General features: G+C 72.7%; 20 protein-coding genes and 1 pseudogene. 11 read left to right on the top strand and 10 right to left on the bottom strand.

Features of this window, described 5'->3' with window-relative positions:
- Nucleotides 1-207: pseudogene (locus tag ACH34T_RS20610) on the bottom strand (trehalose synthase); the annotation flags it as partial.
- Nucleotides 208-764: 557 nt separating this feature from the next.
- Here ACH34T_RS20610 and ACH34T_RS20605 point away from each other — a divergent pair.
- Complete coding sequence (locus tag ACH34T_RS20605) at nucleotides 765-1118, top strand: hypothetical protein (RefSeq protein ID WP_395993791.1); 354 nt, start codon at nucleotides 765-767, stop codon at nucleotides 1116-1118.
- Between the two features lie 3 nt (nucleotides 1119-1121).
- Nucleotides 1122-1976: an STAS domain-containing protein gene (locus ACH34T_RS20600; RefSeq protein WP_395993790.1), complete on the top strand. Its 855-nt coding sequence runs from the start codon at nucleotides 1122-1124 to the stop codon at nucleotides 1974-1976.
- 1 nt (nucleotide 1977) lies between these two features.
- On the opposite strand, the gene ACH34T_RS20595 is transcribed toward ACH34T_RS20600, so the two are convergent.
- Together ACH34T_RS20595 and ACH34T_RS20590 are read right to left on the bottom strand one after the other, a co-directional pair.
- Nucleotides 1978-4107, bottom strand: a complete 2130-nt coding sequence (locus tag ACH34T_RS20595; protein ID WP_395993789.1) for an alpha-1,4-glucan--maltose-1-phosphate maltosyltransferase — start codon at nucleotides 4105-4107, stop codon at nucleotides 1978-1980.
- Nucleotides 4108-4245: 138 nt separating this feature from the next.
- The gene (locus ACH34T_RS20590; RefSeq protein WP_395993788.1) at nucleotides 4246-4626 is read right to left on the bottom strand and encodes an STAS domain-containing protein; all 381 of its coding nucleotides are present in this window, start codon (nucleotides 4624-4626) and stop codon (nucleotides 4246-4248) included.
- 193 nt (nucleotides 4627-4819) lie between these two features.
- Here ACH34T_RS20590 and ACH34T_RS20585 point away from each other — a divergent pair, with 193 nt between their 5' ends.
- Together ACH34T_RS20585 and ACH34T_RS20580 are read left to right on the top strand one after the other, a co-directional pair.
- Nucleotides 4820-5503, top strand: coding sequence for a carbon-nitrogen hydrolase family protein (locus tag ACH34T_RS20585; protein WP_395993787.1), 684 nt, complete (start codon nucleotides 4820-4822; stop codon nucleotides 5501-5503).
- Between the two features lie 92 nt (nucleotides 5504-5595).
- Nucleotides 5596-5871 (top strand): sulfurtransferase TusA family protein, encoded by a 276-nt coding sequence (locus ACH34T_RS20580; RefSeq protein WP_395993786.1) that lies wholly within the window; start codon nucleotides 5596-5598, stop codon nucleotides 5869-5871.
- 29 nt (nucleotides 5872-5900) lie between these two features.
- On the opposite strand, the gene ACH34T_RS20575 is transcribed toward ACH34T_RS20580, so the two are convergent.
- Nucleotides 5901-8819, bottom strand: a complete 2919-nt coding sequence (locus tag ACH34T_RS20575) for an AAA family ATPase (RefSeq protein ID WP_395993785.1) — start codon at nucleotides 8817-8819, stop codon at nucleotides 5901-5903.
- A gap of 81 nt (nucleotides 8820-8900) precedes the next feature.
- On the opposite strand from ACH34T_RS20575, the gene ACH34T_RS20570 reads away from it, so the two are divergent.
- The 3 genes from ACH34T_RS20570 to ACH34T_RS20560 all read left to right on the top strand — a co-directional run bounded on the left by ACH34T_RS20570 (nucleotide 8901) and on the right by ACH34T_RS20560 (nucleotide 11989).
- Entirely contained in the window at nucleotides 8901-10382 is a 1482-nt protein-coding gene (locus ACH34T_RS20570; protein ID WP_395993784.1) for a serine/threonine-protein kinase, read from the top strand.
- Nucleotides 10383-10407: 25 nt separating this feature from the next.
- Nucleotides 10408-11358 (top strand): non-homologous end-joining DNA ligase, encoded by a 951-nt coding sequence (gene ligD, locus ACH34T_RS20565; RefSeq protein ID WP_395993783.1) that lies wholly within the window; start codon nucleotides 10408-10410, stop codon nucleotides 11356-11358.
- 148 nt (nucleotides 11359-11506) lie between these two features.
- The gene (locus ACH34T_RS20560) at nucleotides 11507-11989 is read left to right on the top strand and encodes a VOC family protein (RefSeq protein WP_395993782.1); all 483 of its coding nucleotides are present in this window, start codon (nucleotides 11507-11509) and stop codon (nucleotides 11987-11989) included.
- Nucleotides 11990-12070: 81 nt separating this feature from the next.
- Here ACH34T_RS20560 and ACH34T_RS20555 read toward each other — a convergent pair whose 3' ends face one another.
- From ACH34T_RS20555 to ACH34T_RS20540, 4 genes are all read right to left on the bottom strand, one after another.
- A complete protein-coding gene (locus ACH34T_RS20555; RefSeq protein ID WP_395993781.1) occupies nucleotides 12071-12361 on the bottom strand; it encodes a DUF6295 family protein in 291 nt (96 codons plus the stop codon).
- A gap of 20 nt (nucleotides 12362-12381) precedes the next feature.
- Nucleotides 12382-13125: a dienelactone hydrolase family protein gene (locus tag ACH34T_RS20550; protein ID WP_395993780.1), complete on the bottom strand. Its 744-nt coding sequence runs from the start codon at nucleotides 13123-13125 to the stop codon at nucleotides 12382-12384.
- 26 nt (nucleotides 13126-13151) lie between these two features.
- Nucleotides 13152-13982 carry an undecaprenyl-diphosphate phosphatase gene (locus ACH34T_RS20545; RefSeq protein WP_395993802.1) on the bottom strand — a complete coding sequence of 277 codons (831 nt, stop codon included), beginning with the start codon at nucleotides 13980-13982 and terminating at the stop codon, nucleotides 13152-13154.
- Between the two features lie 117 nt (nucleotides 13983-14099).
- Nucleotides 14100-14492 (bottom strand): nuclear transport factor 2 family protein, encoded by a 393-nt coding sequence (locus tag ACH34T_RS20540; protein WP_395993779.1) that lies wholly within the window; start codon nucleotides 14490-14492, stop codon nucleotides 14100-14102.
- 98 nt (nucleotides 14493-14590) lie between these two features.
- On the opposite strand from ACH34T_RS20540, the gene ACH34T_RS20535 reads away from it, so the two are divergent.
- Nucleotides 14591-14764 (top strand): hypothetical protein, encoded by a 174-nt coding sequence (locus tag ACH34T_RS20535; protein ID WP_395993778.1) that lies wholly within the window; start codon nucleotides 14591-14593, stop codon nucleotides 14762-14764.
- A gap of 86 nt (nucleotides 14765-14850) precedes the next feature.
- Nucleotides 14851-15507 (top strand): TetR/AcrR family transcriptional regulator, encoded by a 657-nt coding sequence (locus tag ACH34T_RS20530; protein WP_395993777.1) that lies wholly within the window; start codon nucleotides 14851-14853, stop codon nucleotides 15505-15507.
- 145 nt (nucleotides 15508-15652) lie between these two features.
- On the opposite strand, the gene ACH34T_RS20525 is transcribed toward ACH34T_RS20530, so the two are convergent.
- Nucleotides 15653-16204 (bottom strand): CGNR zinc finger domain-containing protein, encoded by a 552-nt coding sequence (locus ACH34T_RS20525; RefSeq protein WP_395993776.1) that lies wholly within the window; start codon nucleotides 16202-16204, stop codon nucleotides 15653-15655.
- Between the two features lie 85 nt (nucleotides 16205-16289).
- Here ACH34T_RS20525 and ACH34T_RS20520 point away from each other — a divergent pair, with 85 nt between their 5' ends.
- On the top strand, nucleotides 16290-16784 hold the full coding sequence (locus ACH34T_RS20520) for a GNAT family N-acetyltransferase (RefSeq protein ID WP_395993775.1): 495 nt from the start codon (nucleotides 16290-16292) through the stop codon (nucleotides 16782-16784).
- Here ACH34T_RS20520 and ACH34T_RS20515 read toward each other — a convergent pair.
- Nucleotides 16770-17363 (bottom strand): TetR/AcrR family transcriptional regulator, encoded by a 594-nt coding sequence (locus ACH34T_RS20515; protein WP_395993774.1) that lies wholly within the window; start codon nucleotides 17361-17363, stop codon nucleotides 16770-16772. The genes ACH34T_RS20520 and ACH34T_RS20515 overlap by 15 nt on opposite strands.
- An 85-nt stretch (nucleotides 17364-17448) precedes the next feature.
- Here ACH34T_RS20515 and ACH34T_RS20510 point away from each other — a divergent pair, with 85 nt between their 5' ends.
- Entirely contained in the window at nucleotides 17449-18837 is a 1389-nt protein-coding gene (locus ACH34T_RS20510; RefSeq protein ID WP_395993773.1) for an MFS transporter, read from the top strand.
- The last annotated feature ends 3 nt before the right edge of the window (nucleotides 18838-18840 follow it).

Here is an 18840-nt window from a genome sequence, read left to right as displayed (position 1 = left end):
GCCGAGCCATTGCAGGTGGTCGAGTTTGGAGATCAGGCCGCGCAGGTCGCCGTACCCGTCGCCGTTGGAGTCGGCGAATCCGCGCACTGAGACCTCGTAGAACACGGCCGTCTTGAACCAATGCGGGGTGCGCGGAGCGTCCTCACGAAACGGGTTCGGGACCGCACGCGTGGCCGGCGCCGCGCTCGTCTCCGGGGCGGTGTCCATGCTCGGGGCGGTGGCCTGGTCGGACGTGGAGCGGGTCAGGTTCTTCGGCTGGCCGTGCATGGGTCACCCCGGGTGTGTTGAAGGCATCTAGATCAGCAATTCCCGCCGCGCGCTACCGAGACGTTCGCGACAGGCAACCATCCGTAAAAGATTCAGTACGGTCTGTGACCGTCGCTCCGGTTTCGGGTCCGGGGAGGCCCGTCCCGCGGGGCGGTCCGTGCCCATGGCCGGGGTAGATCACGCGTCGTCAGGCCCGTCCGTCCGGCGGATCGTCCGGAACGGAAGGTAACCGTCCGGTCGCGGCCGGGTATGCCGCCGGAAAGTAGCGCAAAAACACGTCGATTTGCGGCCCGGTCAGTGGCGCGGACGGCCCCGAATGCTTGCCGCGCGACGGTTGTGTCATGTCCGTGTTTTTAGGTTCGTCGCTTTTTCTGGCGCATGTCAGGGGTAGGCCGTTTCCAAGCTCAGAACCCGTCGGAACGGCGGGTTCTGCTCAGTTCGGACGGAATACGTGCGTCCGTCCAAAAGCGATCGGAGGGACAGTGGAGCGCTGGGAGATGTCGCCATCGGTCGTACCGACGCGCGATGAGCTCGTGGCGCGGCTGCGCGTTCGCTTCGCCGATGTTCCGGCGGAGAACGTGCGCCGCTGCGTGGACGACCTGTGGTGCTGCTGCGCCCATCTCGGGGTGCGGCCCGAGGAGCGGATCATCGAACGCCTTGCCGCGTCCCGGCTGACGGGCGTCGTGCGGGGCGGGCGCCCCCCGTATCAGGACGCGCATCCGGACGCGCATCCGGACGGGCGGCCCGCGCCGAGACCGCCCGGCCTCCTGACGGCCGCCACCGCGTCCGCCTCCGCCACCGCTCCGCCCCGGCCCGCCCGCGCGGCCACGAGAACCCCGATCGGGATGTGACACATGAAGGACACGACCGTGCCGGGCCTGAGCATCGAGACCCGGCCAGGGTTCATCGTGCTGAGCCTGCCCGCCCAGATCAGCTGGCAGAACTACGCGGGGATCCGGGAAGGGGTGAGCAAGGCGCTGTCGCTCGCCGCCGCCGCTCCCCCGCCCCGGGGACGGCGGAGCGGGGGAGCGCGCACGGGAGTCGTCGTCGACTTCGGTGACGCGGTGCTGCTGGACGCGGCCGGACTGGTCCTGCTGGCCCGCGCCGAGACGCGGGCGCAGCTGCTCGGCTGCGCGCTGCGGGCCGTCGTGCCCGAGCTGTCCGCGCACGTGCGGCGCGCCTTGCGGCTCACCGGCCTGGCGCGGCTCGTCCCGCTGTTCCCGGACGTCGCGTCGGCCACGGCCGCGCCCGTCCCGGACGGTGCGGCGGGCGAGGTGGACACCACGCACGTCCTGGACGCCATCCGGGCCCTGCATCCGGGCGACGCCGGGCTCGCGCCGAACCCGCCCGCCCCGTCCGAGCTCATGATCACCACGACGGCGGCCGGGGACGGTGACCACACGGTCGTCCACCTGTCCGGGGTGCTCGACGAGGTCACGGTGCCGCGGCTCGGGGAGACGCTCACCAGGCTCGTCGAGGGGAACCTGCGCCACCTCATGGTGCGGATGCACGACCGGCTGGGCGTCCGCTGCGACCCGCTGCCGATCCTGCTCGGCATCCGCTGGCGCGTCGCCGCCGACGGCGGCTGCCTCGCGCTGCCGTCGCTGCCCGCCAGGCTCCGCGAGATCATCGACCGCGAGGGCCTCGGGTCGGTCTTCACCGGGTGCCGCTCCATCGAGGACCGCCTGCTCAGCGCCGAGCCCGTCTGACTCAACTGCCGCCACCGCCACCGCCACCGCCGCGGCTGCCGCTGCCGCTGCCGCTCGGACTCTTCGCGGTCTTCTTCCGCGGCGGGGCGGCCGCCCGCCGCTGGTCGCGGCTCTCATCGGCCCGCGCGCGTCCGTCGTCCGGCGTCTCGTCGAACGTGAGGATGTGTGCGGGTTTGGTGTGGGGGTCGAGGCGGACGTAGTTGGTTTGGGTCCACGTGTAGGTGGCGCCGTCGAGTTGGTCGGTGACGGTGTGGGTTCGGGTGGGGTCGTCGGGGAGGCCGAGTGCGGTCAGGTCGAGGTGGACGGTGGCTTCGCGGGGCTGGTGGGGGTTGAGGTTGATGACGGTCAGGACGGTGTCGCCTTGGTGGCGTTTGGAGAAGGCGAGGAGTTCGGGTTGGTCGATGTGGTGGAAGTGCAGGTCGCGGAATAGTTGGAGGGCGGGGTGGGTGTTGCGGAGTGTGTTGAGGCGGGTGATGAGGGGTGCGATCGAGGCGCCGGTGCGGGTGGCGGTGTCCCAGTCGCGGGGCCGGTATTGGTATTTCTCCGAGTCGCGGTATTCCTCGCTGCCGGGCCGGACGGGGGTGTTCTCGCCCAGTTCGTAGCCGGCGTAGATGCCCCAGGTGGGGGACAGCATGGCGGCGAGGATGGCGCGGATTTGGAAGGCGGCGCGGCCGCCGTGCTGGAGGTATTCGTTGAGGATGTCGGGGGTGTTGGTGAAGCAGTTGGGGCGCATGTAGTCGGCGGCGGGCCCGGCGAGTTCGGTGAAGTAGTCGCGGAGTTCGTCGGCGGTGTTGCGCCAGGTGAAGTACGTGTAGGACTGGTGGAAGCCGATTTTGGCGAGGGTGTGCATGAGGGCGGGGCGGGTGAAGGCTTCGGCGAGGAAGATGACGTCGGGGTCGGTGGTGTGGATGTCGGCCAGGAGTCGTTCCCAGAAGGCGATGGGTTTGGTGTGCGGGTTGTCGACCCGGAAGATCCGGACGCCGTGGTCCATCCAGTGCCGCACGATCCGGCGGATTTCCTCGTAGAGGCCGTGGGGGTCGTGGTCGAAATTGAGGGGATAGATGTCCTGGTACTGCTTGGGTGGGTTTTCGGCGTGCGCGATGGTGCCGTCGGTGCGGGCGGTGAACCATTCGGGGTGCTGACGGACCCAGGGGTGGTCGGGGGAGCACTGCAACGCCAGGTCGAGAGCGACTTCGAGGCCGTGGGCGTCGGCGTGGTGGACGAAGGCGTCGAAGTCGTCGAGGGTTCCCAGGTCGGGGTGGATGGTGTCGTGGCCGCCGTCGGGTGAGCCGATGGCCCAGGGGGAGCCGGGGTCGTGGGGGCCGGCGTCCAGGGTGTTGTTGGGGCCTTTGCGGTGGGTGGTGCCGATGGGGTGGACGGGGGGCAGGTAGACGACGTCGAAGCCCATGTCGGCGATGGCGGGCAGGCGTTTCATCGCGGTGCGCAGGGTGCCGGTGGTGGGGGCGCGGCGGCCGAGGGGGTCGATGATGGCGCCTTCGGAGCGCGGGAAGAATTCGTACCAGGCGCCGTACAGGGCGCGTTGGCGGTGCACCGCCAGGGGGTACCAGTCACCGACCGTCAGCAGATCCCGCAACGGATGACGGTCGACGACGTCCAGCACGGCGGGGTCCTCGGCCGCCGCGAGGCGTTCGGGCACGTCCGCGTCCTCGTCCGAGAGCAGGCGGACGAGGCGGGCGAGAACGCGCCGGTCCTTGGCCGGTGTCTCGCGCGCGGCGCGGGTGAACAGGGCGGCGCCTTCGGCGAACATGAGCTCGACGTCCAGGCCGCGCGGCACCTTGATCTGCGCGTCGTGCCACCAGTGCGCGATCGGGTCGCCCCACGCCTCCACCCGAAGCGACCACGACCCCATCTCGGTCGGCGTCACCCGCGCCGACCACCGATCCAGCCCCGCACCCACCTCACTCATCCGCACACCCGGCAACTCCTCACCCGACGGAGTCCGCAACACCACCGCCGCACCCAACCGCTCATGCCCCTCACGGAACACCGTCGCCGACACCTCGACCGACTCACCCACCACCGCCTTGGCCGGCCACCGGCCACACCCCACCACCGGCGCCACGTCAAGGATCGGAATGCGGCCGAGCTCCGCCTCCAGCTTCACCTGCATGTGCGCGCTCCCGCTTGTCGGCGCCGTCGGTCCTAGGCATCCATGCCCCGTCCGCAACTCCCGGCCATCAGCGTCACCACAAGATCATGCAAAGAGATCCCCTGCCGCCGACGGGCCGCCTTCGCGTGCCTGACCGGCTCAGGCGCGCGGCACCGCCTCGCCGGCCCAGGCGTGCGCGGCGGCGGCGGCGAGCGCCTCGCGCGCGGTCGTCACGTCCGGCGCGATGGCGACGCGGCGCTGCAGGCCCGCCAGGTCCGACACCCGGCGGACGACGCCGCGCGACGGCAGCACCACCCACATCGGAACGCCGAGCTCGGTGGCCCGCATCTGCGACCGCGTGATCACGTTCAGGCCGTTGGAGTCGCAGAACGCGCAGCCGGTCAGGTCGAGGATCAGGGCGGGGGTCCCGGAGTCGAGGAGTCGCACGGCCTGTGCGAGGATCGCGTCGCCGTTGCTCAGGTCGACCTCGTCCGGGAACGTCAGCGTCCCGCAGGTCTCCGTGATCTCCACTCGTGCCACTCCGAGATCCATGGTTCGCCCCAAAGTCGAATTCCTCACCTGGATGACAGCGGGGGGACATCACTGCGACTGTAAGCCCCCGAGCTGGACGGAACCTGAAAGAAATGGTCAAGTCTAGGACGTCGATCCCCCATATCGCCGACGATCCCGTTCATCGTTGATTCATCCTGATTTGTCGCATCTGGAGGCCCGCATGCCCGCGCCGCTGACCCTGGCCGCGGCCCAGCCGCCCTGCACGCCCCGCGACGTCCAGGCGAACGTCGCCGCGCATGCCGGGACGGTCCGCGCCGCACGGTCCAGGATGGTCCTCTTTCCTGAACTTTCCCTGAGCGGATACGAACTGGACGCCGAGAACATCGAGCCCGCCGACCCGCGCCTGGCACCCCTCGTCGACGCCTGCGCGGAGACGGACACGGTCGCGCTCGCGGGTGCCCCGGTCGGCTCGCAGATCGTGATGCTCCGCGTCGACGCCGGCGGCGTCACGATCGCCTACCGGAAGATGAACCTGGGCGACGCCGAGGCCCGCCGATTCCGGCCCGGCGAGGAACCCGCCGTGATCACGGTCGACGGCTGGCGCTTCGGGTTGGCCGTCTGCAAGGACACGGGCGTCCCGCGGCACCTCGCCGACACCGCCGCCCTGGGCATTGACGCCTACCTCGCCGGGGTGTGCGACAACGACCCCGCCGTCGTGGCGGAACGCGCCCACCGCGCCGCGACCGGCCACGGCGTCTGGGTCGCCTTCGCCAGCTTCGCGGGCCCGGCCGGCGGTGGCTACGACCCGGCCGCCGGGCACTCCAGCATCCGCACCCCGGACGGCCTCGTCGTCGCCCAGGCGGGCCCGGAGCCCGGCGCCCTCGCCCGCGCCACCCTGCTCTGACCGCTATATCGGGCCTTACGTCGAGAAATCGGACGGGTCCCTGCTAGGTTCGCGAAGGACGGGAGCGGGGGCGCGACACCCGGGGAGTGGGAATGATCTCGGACCCAGTCGTCATCGACGGCGGCGACCGCTCCTGCGTGCGCCTCCTCCTGGAACTGCGCGGCCACCTCGCGGGACTCGCCCCCGGCACCGTCGTCCACCTGATCGCCAGCGACCCCGTGGCCCCCATCGACCTGCCCGCCTGGTGCCACCTGACGGGCCACGCCTACCTCGGCCCGGTCGACGGCGCCGAGACCCCCACCTACGCCCTCCAGGTGGCGGACGCCCCCCGTCCCACCTCTCCGGAATCACCCTGGCGGCCGCGCTGACCCACTGAGGGTTAGCCGAAAAGGCGTGGTCAGTCGAACAGGCGCAGGCGGTGGGCCGTGGCGGCGGCCTCGGTACGGGTGGAGACGCCCAGCTTGGCCAGGATGTTGGACACGTGGACGCTCGCCGTCTTGGCGGAGATGAACAGCGCCTCGGCGACCTCGCGGTTGCTGCGGCCCTCGGCGACCAGCCGGAGCACCTCCGCCTCCCGCGGCGTCAGGCCCAGGCCGGGACGGGACGCCGCCGCGCCGCCGCCGAGGTCGACCCGGGCGCGGCGGGCGAGCAGGTCGACGCGTTCGCGGAGCGGGACGGCGCCGAGCTCGCCGGCGATGGCCGCGGCGCGGCGGAGCCGTACGGCGGCGCCCTCCCGGTCGTGCCCAGCGGCCGCCTCGGCGGCGCGGGTGAGCGCGAACGCGAGCGGATGGGGCCGGGCGAGCGCGTCCCACGCCGCCACCGCCGCGTCCCACGCGTCCTGGTCGAGGACGCCCTCGGCGCGGGCCGCCTCTGCTAGGAACGTCAGCCGGTGCGCCTCCTGGACGGGCCCGTACACGCGGATTCCGGCGGCGCGCTCCCTGATCGCGGCGAGCGGGCCGGGGTCGCCGAGGTCGGCGCAGGCGGTGGCCGCGTCGACCAGCCCCGGGAGGGCGTAACGGGACTCGTCCGGCAGGTCGCGGTCGGCGAGGACGGGCCCGAGCGCCTCCAGGGCGTCCGCGGGGCGGCCGCGGCCGAGGGCGATCATCGCGTCGAGGCGGCAGACGGGGAACAGGTCCTGGGCGCGGCGGGCGGCGCCGTGCGGGATCCGCCGCCGCGCCGCCCGCGCCGACCGCTCCGCCTCGTCCAGGTCGCCGCGGCCGGCCGCGACGCCGCCGGCGAGGAAGTTCAGGCTGCCCCGGATCAGGGCGGGCGGGTCCTGCGCGAGGGCCCGGCCGATGACGGCGAGCGCCTCGTCCCAGCGGCCGAGCGAGATCAGCGGCTCGGCGGTGTTGAACGCGAGGAACGTCCCGGCCGTCCTGGCGAGCCCGTACTCGTCGGCCTTCGCCACGCCGAGCGCGGCGACGGCGGTGGCCTCCGCCGACCGCCCGCACATCTCCAGGATGTCGGACCGGTTGGTCAGCGCGCGCAGCAGCGGCTCGAACGCGTGGACCTCCTCGGCCCGGTCGGCGGCCCGCTCGACCCGCGCGAAGAACGCCTCGGCGTCGCCCTGGCCCTCTCCGTCGCCGAACATGTCGTCCCACGCGAACCAGAGGTCCAGGTGGATCTCCACCGGGACGTCCCCCACGGCCCGCGCGACCGACAGGGCCTCCACGGCCGCGGCGTGCGCCTCGTCCCGGGTGCCGTGCAGCGCGTGGATCTGGTAGGCGAGCGTCGCGAGGACGCGGGCGCGGGTCCGGCTCGGCGGGTCGGCGGGCGCGAGCCTGGCCGCCTCGCGGAGATCGCCGATCGCCTCGTCGCGGCCGAGCCGCATGGCCATCAGGCCGCGCCGCTCGTACAGGCGGGCGGTGCGCATCAGCTCGCCGGGCTTGCGGGCGGTGTGCGGCCGGTCGTCGCGGGACTCCGCCAGCGCGGCCGTGGCGAGCCTGATCCCGGTCTCGGGCTCCCCGGCGAGGTCGGCGACCAGGACGGCCTTCTCGATGACCTCGGTGTACGGGACGCCGGCGCGGTCCGCCGCGTCCGGGACCCGGTCCCACAGCTCCAGCACGCGCGACGCCATCCGCAGCGACTCGGCGTAGGCGAGCGCCTTGCGCGTCTCGCCGACCGCCCGCCACGCGGCCGCCAGCGCGCTGCCCGCCTCGTGCGCGGCGTGCCAGTGGTGGGCGAGCGTCACCGCCCGCTGCCGCGCCGGCATCAGCTCGGGCCGCTCCTCCAGCGCCTCCGCGTACCGGACGTGCAGCCGCGTCCGCTCGCCGGGCAGCAGGTCGTCGTGGACGGCGTCGCGGATCAGCGCGTGCCGGAACGCGTACCCGTCGCCGTCCACGACCAGGGTGTTGGACGCGACCGCCGGACGCAGGCCGCGGGTGAGCGCCCGCTCGTCCACGCCCGCGACCGCGGCGAGCAGCTCGTGCTCGATCCGCGCGCCGCCGCCCGCCGCGACGCCGAGGATCTCCTGGGTCTCCTCCGGCAGCCGGTGGACGGCGCCGAGCAGCAGGTCGCGCAGCGACTCCGGCAGCTCGGGGTCGTCGTGGGAGCCGAGCAGCGCCTCCGCGAACAGCGGGTTGCCGTCGCTGCGCGCGAAGATGTCCTCCGCGACCCGGAGCGTCCCGGCCTCGCCGAGGACGCTCCTGACCAGCTCCGCGACCTCGTCCCTGGCGAGCCGCGCCAGCTCGACGCGCCGCACCCGCTCCACCCGCTCCAGCTCGCTGAGCAGCGGCCGCAGCGGATGGGTGCGGTGCAGCTCGTCCGTCCGGTAGGTGGTGACGATCAGCAGCGCGGCGCCCGCGCCGAGGTTGCGGACGAGGAACGTCAGCAGGTCCCGGGTGGACGTGTCGGCCCAGTGCGCGTCCTCGACGACGAGCACCGCGGGCGCGGCCGCGGCGAGCCGCTCCAGCAGCGTCAGGACCAGCTCGAACAGCCGGGCCCTGGCCTCGCCGGTGAAGGAGTCGGCGTCGGCCTCGCCGAAGTCGGGGAGCAGGCGTCCGAGCTCGGCGCCCGCGCCCGGCGGCAGCAGGTCCCGGACCCCGTCCACGCCGACGTCGCGGACGAGGCCGCGCAGCGCCGCCGTGAACGGCGCGAACGGCAGCCCCTCGGTGCCGAGCTCCAGGCAGCCGCCGACGAGGACCCGCGCGCCGTCCGCCCTGGCCCGCGCCCCGAACTCGCCGACCAGCCGCGTCTTGCCCACGCCCGCCTCGCCGCCGAGCAGCACCGCCGACGGCGACCCGTCCCGCGCGGCCCTGTACGCGTCGTCGAGCGCGGCCGATTCCCGGACGCGCCCGACGAACAGGGGACTCGTCACATGAGCGTTCACCGTACAAGCGTGCCCCACTCCGTGTGGAATGCGGTAAAAGGGGAGATCGTTCTGCCGCGAAGGAGTCGGATGCCCGCATTTCCACTGGAGCCCGGGGACCCCAGGCACGTCGGACCGTGGGAGCTGCGGGGCAGGCTCGGGGAGGGCGCGCAGGGCGTCGTGTACCTCGGCTCCAACCTCGTCGGGGAGCGGGTCGCTGTCAAGGTGCTGCGCGGCCTGGACTGGGACGCGCTGCGCCGGATGGAGCGGGAGGTCGAGGCGGCCCGCAGGGTCGCACCGTCCTGCACGGTCCGGATCGTCGACGTGCGGCTCGACCCCTCCGCCGCCTACGTGGTCAGCGAGTACGTCGACGGCCCCTCGCTCCAGGACGCGGTCAAGACCGAGGGCCCGCGGCGGGGCGCCGCCCTGGACCGGCTGGCCGCCGACACGGCGGCGGCGCTGGCGACCGTCCACGCGGCCGGGATCGTCCACCGCGACTTCAAGCCGCACAACGTGCTGCTCGGCCCGGACGGCCCGCGCATCATCGACTTCGGGATCGCCCGCGCGCTGGACACGACCTCGTCCCTGACGAAGGGGCCGATCGGCACGCCCGCGTACATGGCGCCCGAGCAGATCGAGGGGCATGCCGTCACCGCCGCGGCCGACGTGTTCGCGTGGGGCGCGGTGATGGTGTTCGCCGCGACCGGGCATCCGGCGTTCGCGCGGGACGGACTGCAGGCCCTCTTCCACCAGATCCTGAGCGAGGAGCCCGACCTGTCCGGCATGGACGGGCCGCTGCGCGACGTCGTCCGCTCCTGCCTGGCCAAGGACCCCGCGCGGCGTCCGACGGCGGCCGCGCTGGCGGCGCGGCTGACCGGCCAGAACGCCGCGTTCGCCCCGCCCGCCCCGCCCGCGCCGGTGGGGCCGGGGGCGTCGTTCGCGTCGACCGCGCCGTTCGCGCCGTTCGCGCCGTTCGCGCCGGGGGCGACCCGCCCGCGCAAGCGGCGCGTGTGGCCGTGGCTCGTCCCGGCCGTCGCGGTGCCCGTCGTGACGGCGCTGGCGGCCGGGGGTGTCCTGCTGGGACGGGAGCTCCTCAGATCCGAGGCCGTCGCCACCTCCCTCCCGGACACCTGCAAGATCTACGACGGCGGCGAGGGCCGCCGGATCCTGCGCGACATGGGCGCCGACAAGGGCAGGCGCATCCCGCAGGGAGCCAAGGACCAGTACGGGGAATGGCGCCTCTGCGCGTTCGGGACGTCCCGCTTCCCGCCGAAGGACACGTTCCAGATCCAGCTCAACCTCTACAAGCCGGACGACCCGCAGACCGGCGTCGACTGGGCGCGCCACGCCCTGCACGGGGGCTCCGACTTCGGCTGCGTCGGCGAGCCCACCGAGAGCCACGACATAGGCGACGAGAGCTGCGACGGCCGCACCAAGGACTCCTGGGCCACGGTCGCCGCACGGAAGGGCAACGTCATCGCCATGGCGTCCTGCTCGGCGCCGAACGTGAGCGACGCCGACCGCCGCGCCCTCCGCCGCGCCGCCGACCTCGCCCTCGACGGGACGCTCTGACACCCCGGCGTGCGAAGCTGGGCGGGTGAGTGCCGAAGAGGAACGGGACGGGGTCCGGCTGACGAACCTCGACCAGCCGCTGTTCGACGGGGCGGACGCCACCAAGCGCGACCTGGTCGACTACCTGGACGCCGTCGCCGGGCGCATCGTCCCGCGGCTCGCCGGGCGGCCGCTGTCGGTCAAGCGCGTGCGGCCCGGCCAAGAGCCGTTCATGCAGAAGAACACGCCGAAGTACACGCCGTCGTGGGTCCGGACGGTGTCGGTGTGGGCGGAGACGTCGCAGCGCCAGGTCTCCTACGCGCTGTGCGACGACCGGCGCACGCTGCTATGGTTCGCGAACCAGCGCGCCGTCGAATACCACCCGCCGCTGGTCCGCGCGGACGCCTGGGATCGTCCCACCGACCTCGTCATCGACCTCGACCCGCCCGAGGGCGGCGGCTTCGACGCCGTGATCCAGGCCGCCCACCTGGTGCGCCGGGCGATGGACGACTGCGGCCTGCGAGGCGCGGTCAAGACCAGCGGCGCCAAGGGCGTCCACGTGTTCGTGCCGCTCGACGGCCAGCCGACGGACGACGTGGCCGCCGCGACCCGGGCCCTGGCCGCCCGCGCCGAACGCCTCGATCCCGCGCTCGCCACGACGGCCTTCATCCGGGAGGACCGCGCCGGCAAGGTGTTCCTCGACTCGACCCGCGCGGGCGGCGCGACCGTCGTCGCCGCCTACAGCCCGCGCATCCGCCCCGGCGCGACGGTGTCGTTCCCCGTCCCGTGGGACGAGCTCGACGGTGTCACGCCGGGCGACTTCACCGTCCGGAACGCGGCCGGGCTGCTGGGCGACCGCGACCTCTGGGCCGAGCTGACGCCGCCCGCGCAGCGGCTCCCCGACGACCTGATCGCTGAGGGCCACACCATCCCGATCGCCCGCGTCCAGGCCATGCACGAGGGCAAACGCCGCGCCCGCGCCCGCCGCGCCACCTGAACCCACGCCTCTCCTGGCTCGTCGGGTGGCTCGTCGCTCCGGGGGTACGGGCCTACGGGCGTCCGGTTTCAGCGCGTGGACGGCCGATGAGTTTGCAGGGCTCGCCTGGTCTGCACTTCTGAAAGCGATCCGATACAGGGAGGTTCCGATGGCGGCCGAGAGTTTGACAACGTGCCTGTGGTTCGACGGTAAGGCGGAGGAGGCGGCGAACCACTACGTCTCCATCTTCAAGAACGCCGCGCTGGGCGACGTCACCCGGGCGGGCGAGGGGGGTCCGGGGAAGCCGGGCTCGATCATCACGGTCGAGTTCGAGCTCAACGGGCAGAAGTTCGTCGGGTTGAACGGCGGCCCCGAGTTCACGTTCAACGAGTCGGTCTCCTTCGTGATCCACTGCGATGACCAGGCGGAGGTGGACTACTACTGGAGCCGGCTCACCGAGGGCGGCCAGGAGGCCCCATGCGGCTGGCTGAAGGACAAGTTCGGCCTGTCCTGGCAGGTCGTCCCGACCGTGCTGTACGAGCTGATGAGCGACCCCGACCCGGAGAAGGCGGGGCGCGCCGCCCAGGCGATGCTGTCGACCCAGGGCAAGCTCGACATCGCCAAGCTGAAGAAGGCCCACGCCGGGGGCTGAGCCCGGCGGCTGAGGAGGGCATCGCGCGGTCCGTCGCGCGATGCCCTCCGCTGTGTCTTCGCGTCAGGCCGCGCCCTCGGGTCAGGCCGCGCCCGCGGCGGACGTGGCGGCGGACGCGAGCCCGGGCGGCGCCGACGCCAGCGCCTTCTGGATCGCCTCGACCAGCGCCAGCGCCGCCTCCTCGGTCAGCTCGACCGCGACGCGCGCGGACGGGCCGTCACCGCGATTGGTGAAGTCGATGTTCACCGTGTGCTCGTGGCAGGCGTGGTACGGGTGGTCGACGTAGACCGCGCCGCCGGTCAGCGTGAACCAGCCGTTCGCGCCCTTGGCCGCGCCGTCCAGCGCCATCTTGATCGTCTGATAGGTGCACATGCCGGTCTCCTCTCGGGCGTTCAGGCGCTCAGGTGGCGGCCGTAGAAGGCGAAGATCTTCTCCCAGCCGTCCTTGGCGGCGGCGGGCCGGAACGCGGGACGCTCGACGGCGAAGAACGCGTGCCCCGCGCCTGCGTAGGTGTGGAACTCGTGGTCCTTGCCGAGCCGGGTCAGCTCCGCGTCCAGGGCGGCGACCTCGTCCGGGGCGGGGAACGCGTCGTCCTCGCCGAACAGGCCGAGCAGCGGGCACGACAGGTCGGGCGCCCTGGAGATGATCGACCTGGCGATCGTCGGGTAATCGTCGGGCGGGTCGTTGACGACGAAGGCGCCGTAGCAGTCGACGGCGGCGTCGAGGTCGAGGGAGCACGCGGCGAGGAACGCGTGCCGCCCGCCCGAGCAGTGCCCGATCACGCCGATCCTCCCGTTGGCGTGGTCGAGGGAGTTCAGGTGGGCGGCGGCTCCGGCGACGTCGCCGACGAGCTGGTCGTCCGGGACGCCGCCCTTGGCGCGGGCCGCGGCGGCCTGGTCGTCGGGGCTGACCCCGGCGCCCTCGCGCGAGTACAGGTTCGGGCAGATCGCCGCGTACCCGTGCGCGGCGAACGTCCGGACGAACTCCTTCGTGCCGGGGTCGTAGCCCGGCATGTGGTGGATCACCACGACGCCGCCGCGCGGGACGTCGCTCAGCGGCCTCGCCAGATAAGCCTCAAGCGCGGCGTCCTCGTGCCCGGTGACGGTGACGGTTCCGGCCCATATCGCATCGTTCATACGTCCCCGTTTACCGTGCGGAGGGCTCAGGCGTCCAACGTCCCCGCGCCGAGAAGGCCGAACAGGAGCAGGCCGATGGCGACCCGGTAGACCACGAACGAGGTGAAGGTGTGCCGCTGGACGAACCTGAGCAGCCAGGCGATGGACGCGTACGCGACGATGAACGAGACGACGGTGCCGACGACCAGCGGCATCGTGCCCGCCCCCGACCCCATCGCGCCGGGCAGCTCGTAGATCCCGGCGCCGGTCAGCGCGGGGATGCCCATGAAGAACGACAGCCGCGTCGCGGCGACCCGGTCCAGGCCGAGCAGCAGCCCGGTGGACATGGTCGCGCCGGACCTGGAGAAGCCGGGGAACAGCATCGCGAGGATCTGCGAGGACCCGATCAGCATCGCGTCGGTGAGGGACGTGTCGTCCTCGCCGCGCTTGTGCCTGCCGTACCGGTCGGCGAGCCACATCACGACGCTGCCGCCGATCAGCGACCCGGCGACGACCCACAGCGACGCGAGCGGGCCGTGGATGAGGTCGTCCGCGGCGACGCCGACGCCCACGACGGGCAGCGTGGCGAAGATCACCCACCAGCCGAACTTGTAGTCGTGGTGATACCGCTCGGACGGCTTGACGATGCCGCGCCCCCACGCCTTGACGATGCGGGCGATGTCGGCGAAGAAGTACACGAGGACGGCCGCGATCGCCCCGGCCTGGATGACGGCGGTGAACCCGACCACGGCGTCGTCCTCGACCGGGATGCCCATCAGCCCTTCGGCGATCTTCAGATGCCCGGTCGAGGACACCGGGAGGAACTCGGTCAGGCCCTCCACGATCCCGAGGACGATGGCCTGCCCGACGTTGATCACGCTCAATGATCCGGTTCCTCTCCTGACCTGCGAATGCCCCGGCGAGCCTACTAAGGTACGGCGATCACGACGCCGGATGGCGGCAAGATCTTCACCGATCGTTAATCGGACGCCCGGTCAGCCGGCGGCGGCCTCCCGCTCGACCCGCTCGAACTCCGCGGCCATGGCGGCCGCGAGGGCCTTGGCCGCCGACAGCGGCCGGACCATGACCGTCAGGTCCTCGATCAGGCCGTCGTCGTTCAGCCGCAGGAAGTCGCAGCCGGTGAGCTCCAGGTCGCCGACCTTCGCCGCGAAGAGCAGCGCGTGGTCGCGGCCGTCCGCGCCGCCGATCTCCCGGACGTAGCGGATCTCGGAGAACACCCGCAGGACGGCGCGCAGGATCGCCGCGGTGATGGCCTTGCCGGGGTACGGCCTGTACGCCACGGGGCTGGTGAAGACGACGTCGTCGGCGAGCAGGGCCTCGATCGCGTCGTGGTCGCCGGCCTCGGCCGCCGCTCGGAAGGGATGCATGCGGTCAAACCCCCGTTAGTCAGATTATTGACTAATGAACGGCAAGAATACTGTCAGAACCGGGCGCTCGCCACCCGCGGCCGGGGACGCTCACCCGAGTGCGGCCGGGGAGGACATCACGCTCGTCCGCGCGCCGGTCCGGTTCGACGGGCGGCGGCCCGAACTCCGGCCCCGCGCCCGAGGCCGCCGCGCACACCGAAGAGGTGCTGCTTGAGCTGGGCCACGACTGGACGGAAATCGGCCCCCTGAAGGGGGTCGGCGCCATCGCCTGAAACGCTTGTACGGGCGATTTCGCGACCCCGCACTTGGTAGACTCTGCGGGCACGCCGAATCAACGAAGGGAATGATGATTTTGAGCGTGTCCCAAGGACGCCGACGCACCGCCGCCAAATCACGCGTGGCCGGCGAACAGCGCTGGGAAGAGATTGTCGAGGCGGCTGCGAAGATCTTCTCGCAGAAGGGTTACGAGGCCACCAGCCTGCAGGACATCGCCAATACGGTCGGCATCCTCAAGGGCAGCATGTACTACTATTTCAAGAACAAGGAAGACTTGCTCTATGAATTGGTGCAGCGCGCCCTTGAGGCCCACCAGCCCTCGCTGGTGGAGGAGCCCGAGGTCGCCCAGGCCGCCGCGCCCGTGCGGCTGCGGGCCTTCATCCGCCGGTGGATGGCGCTCAATCGCAAGCAGCGGCTCTGGCGCGGTGTCGCGGAGAGCGAGTTCGGCCGGCTGCGCGGCAAGCGGCTCAAGGACGTCATCGCCGAACGCGACAGATTCAGCGCGTTCGCCAAGGAGATAATCGAGCAGGGAATGCGCGACGGCGACTTCGACCCGGGCGTCGACCCCAGCGTCGTGACCAGCACCCTGTTCGAGCTGATGAACACGACGCAGACGTGGTTCAAGCCTTCGGGACGGCTCTCCTACGCCGAACTCGGCGACTGGTACGCCACATTTTTCATCCGCGGCCTCGGCGGTTCCGACGAGCTTGTGGCGAAGTCGTCCGGGGAAACCCGGTAAACTGGCGCGACCGTTCTGCCGGTCCGTCCGACAAACCCTTTCCGGCAATTGAATATCCACCAGACGGTTGGTAGCCCAGCAGGGGTGGGCGGCCCATCGACGACCCGGTGGTAGGCGCGCTGCCCCCGCGCCACCTGACGCCGGGTCAGTCGTCGAGGGCGGCGCGGCGGCGGCGCAGCGCGGCGGTCTTGACGCGGTTCTGGCAGGTGGTCGAGCAGAAGCGGCGGCTGCCGTTGCGGCTGGTGTCGACGAAGACCCGTCCGCACCGGTCGTCGGCGCAGGAGCCGGCGCGGCCGGCGTGCCCGCCGCCCAGCAGCCGTGCCAGCGCCTCGGCGCAGATGGACGTCCACATCGGCACCAGGGCGGCGTCGGCCGGGTGGTGGTGCAGGCGCCACCGGCCGTCCTCCTTCGCCAGGTGCGGATGGGCGGGGTGCGCGGCCAGCAGCCGGTTCAGGCGAGCGGCGGCGGCGTCCTCGTCGCCGCCGCCCAGGTCGTCGAAGACGGCGCGCAGTTCGCGGGCGAGGGCGGCGAAGCCGGGCACGTGGCCGGGCGCGAGCTCCGCGACCGAAGGCGGGTCGACGGCCAGGACCTCGCGCAGGACGGCCACGTCCCCGGCCGGTTCGGGCCGGATCGCCATCCGGTTGACGAGGTCGACCGAGACGAGCGCGCCCGCGTCCATGTAACTGTCTAGAAGCAATTGACCAGTGACCTTTGTCCGGTTACCGTGTAACTGTCGTTCAAGGATACGACAGTGACGACTCGTCCGGGAGAAGGTGACGGCGATGATTCTGCGGCCCGCCGGGACGGCCGATCTGCCGAGGCTCGCCCCGATGTGGCGCGCGGCCTGGCTCGACGGCCACGCCGGTCACGTCCCCGCCGCGCTGATGGACGCCCGCGGCCCCGGGCACTTCGCCGTCCACGCCGCGAAGTACGCGGACTCCACGATCGTCGCCGACGACGGCGGCACTCTGCTCGGCATGATCATCCTTGGCGACGCGGAGGGCGAGGTCGTTCAGCTCGCGGTCGACCGGGCCGCTCGCGGACGCGGAGTCGGCGGCGCCCTGCTGCGCGGCGCGGAGGAGCGGTTCGCGGGCGTCCACAGGGAGGCGTGGCTCGCGGTGGTGCCCGGCAACGCGCGGGCCCGGCGCTTCTACGAGTTCCACGGATGGCGGAACACCGGGGCCATGACCTACGCGGCGCCCACCTCGTCGGGCGGCACGGTGCCCGTCCCGGTCCTGCGGTACGCCAAGGCCCTCGGTGTGCTAGCCGCCCGGTGAGGGAGCGGTCAGGATCGACAGCGCCGTCGCGGTGACGACGCGTCCGGTGTCGTCCGGGTCCAGACGTCCGGTGCGGTTCTCCTCCGCCGCGCCGTGCAGGACGTACTGGAGGACGCCGACCAGCCAGCCGATCGGCAGGTCGGTGCGGAACACGCCCTGCTCCTGACCGCGGCGGATCAGCTCTTCGACGCGTTCCGCCGGGGCGGCGTGCAGCGAGCGGACGCGCCCCGGGGGCAGTGTGCCCTGCGCCGCCGTCAGCAGCGCCGTGGACTCGGCCACGAGCGACCAGCTGGACTCCAGCAGCCGGGTGAGCGCCTCGCGCGCGTCGCCGGTCAGGTCGACGGCCGACAGGACCTCGTCGCCGGCGCGCAGCGCGTCCGTCAGGGCGGCCTCGACCAGCTCGGCCCGGTTGCGGAAGTGGCCGTAGAGCGTCATCCGGCCGACCCCGGCGGCCTTGGCGACGTCGTCGATGCTGGCGTTCGGGTTCCGGCTGAGGCACTCGCGGGCGGCGGACACGATGCGGGCGATGCTGCGCTCGGCGTCTGCGCGCCGGCGGCGTCCGGAGGCTGCGGTCGGCATGGTGAACATCCTAACTCGTACGGCGGAGTACGTGTTACTCTGCTGGAAATCGTATGGCGATGTACGAGTTAAGGAGAGCCCTCCGATGAACCAGCAGACCCATGACGCGTCCGCGCGGGACGGCGCGGCCCACCCGCTGCGGTGGCGCATCCTCGGACTCCTCGGCGTCGCGCAGCTCATGCTGATCCTCGACGTGACCGTCGTGGCCATCGCGCTGCCGCACATCGAGACCGACCTCGGCCTCGGCCGCCAGGCCGTGACCTGGACGGTCAGCGCCTACACCCTGACCTTCGGCGGCCTCATGCTGCTCGGCGGCCGGGCCGCCGACCTGTTCGGCGCCAGGCGGGTCGTGCTCGCCGGCCTGCTGATCTTCACGGCGGCGTCGCTGGCGACCGGCCTCGCCGGCGGTGCGGCCCCGCTCCTCGGCGGACGGATCGCGCAGGGCGTGGGCGCGGCGCTGATGTCGCCGTCCGCGCTGTCCTTCGTGGTGCACCTTTTCGACGGCGACGAGCGGAACAAGGCGCTCGGCGTCTGGTCCGCGCTCGGCGGCGGCGGCGCGGCCCTCGGCGTGCTGCTGGGCGGCGCGCTCACCGCCGGGCCCGGCTGGCCCTGGGTCTTCTACGTCAACGTGCCGCTCGGCGTGGTGATCTTCGTCGCGCTCGCCAGGATGCTGCCCCGGCAGCGGGTGAGCGCGCCGCGGCCCCGGCTCGACGTGCTCGGCGCGGCGCTGGTCACGGCGTCGTCCGGGGCGCTGATCTACGCGTTCATCCGCGCCGGGGACCACGGCTGGGTCACCGGCGCCACCGGCGCGCTGGTGCTGCTCGCCGCCGCCGGGTACGTGGCGTTCGTGATCCGGCAGAAGACCGCGAGGTCGCCGATGATGGACGTCACGCTGCTGGTGCGGCGGCCGGTGGCGACGGGCACGTTCCTGATCCTGATGGCGACCGCGCTGATGATCGCCGTGTTCTTCCTCGGCACGTTCTACTTCCAGCACGCGGAGGACTTCGGCGCCCTGCGGACCGGCCTGCTGTTCCTCCCCGTGGCGGTCGCGACGATGCTCGGCGCCAACCTGACCGGCCGGGCGCTCGCCCGCGCGGGCGCGCGGCCGCTCGCCGTCGCCGGGCTCGTCGTCGCCGCGGCCGGGATGGCCGTCCCGGCGCTGTCGATGAACCCCGTGACCGTCGTCGTGGGCACCGCCGTCGCGGGCGCCGGGACGGGCGCGATGTTCGTCGTCGCGTCGGCGACCGCGCTCGGGCGGGTGGCGCCGCACGAGTCGGGCGTCGCGTCCGGGATCGTCAGCACGTTCCACGAGTTCGGCGCGTCCATCGGGGCCGCCGTCATCTCCAGCGTCGCGGCGGCGAGCCTGGCGGGCGGCACGCTGTCCGGGTTCACGGACGGGTTCGTCCTCGCCGCCGTCGCCGCGGCCGCCGGCGCCGTCGCGGCGGCCGTCCTGACCCCCGGCCCGGCGCGGTGACCG

Source organism: Actinomadura sp. 9N215 (assembly GCF_044326345.1).
GTDB lineage: Bacteria > Actinomycetota > Actinomycetes > Streptosporangiales > Streptosporangiaceae > Spirillospora.
Note: the sequence above shows the minus strand (reverse complement) of the source record. Positions and strands in the feature narration are given on the sequence as shown.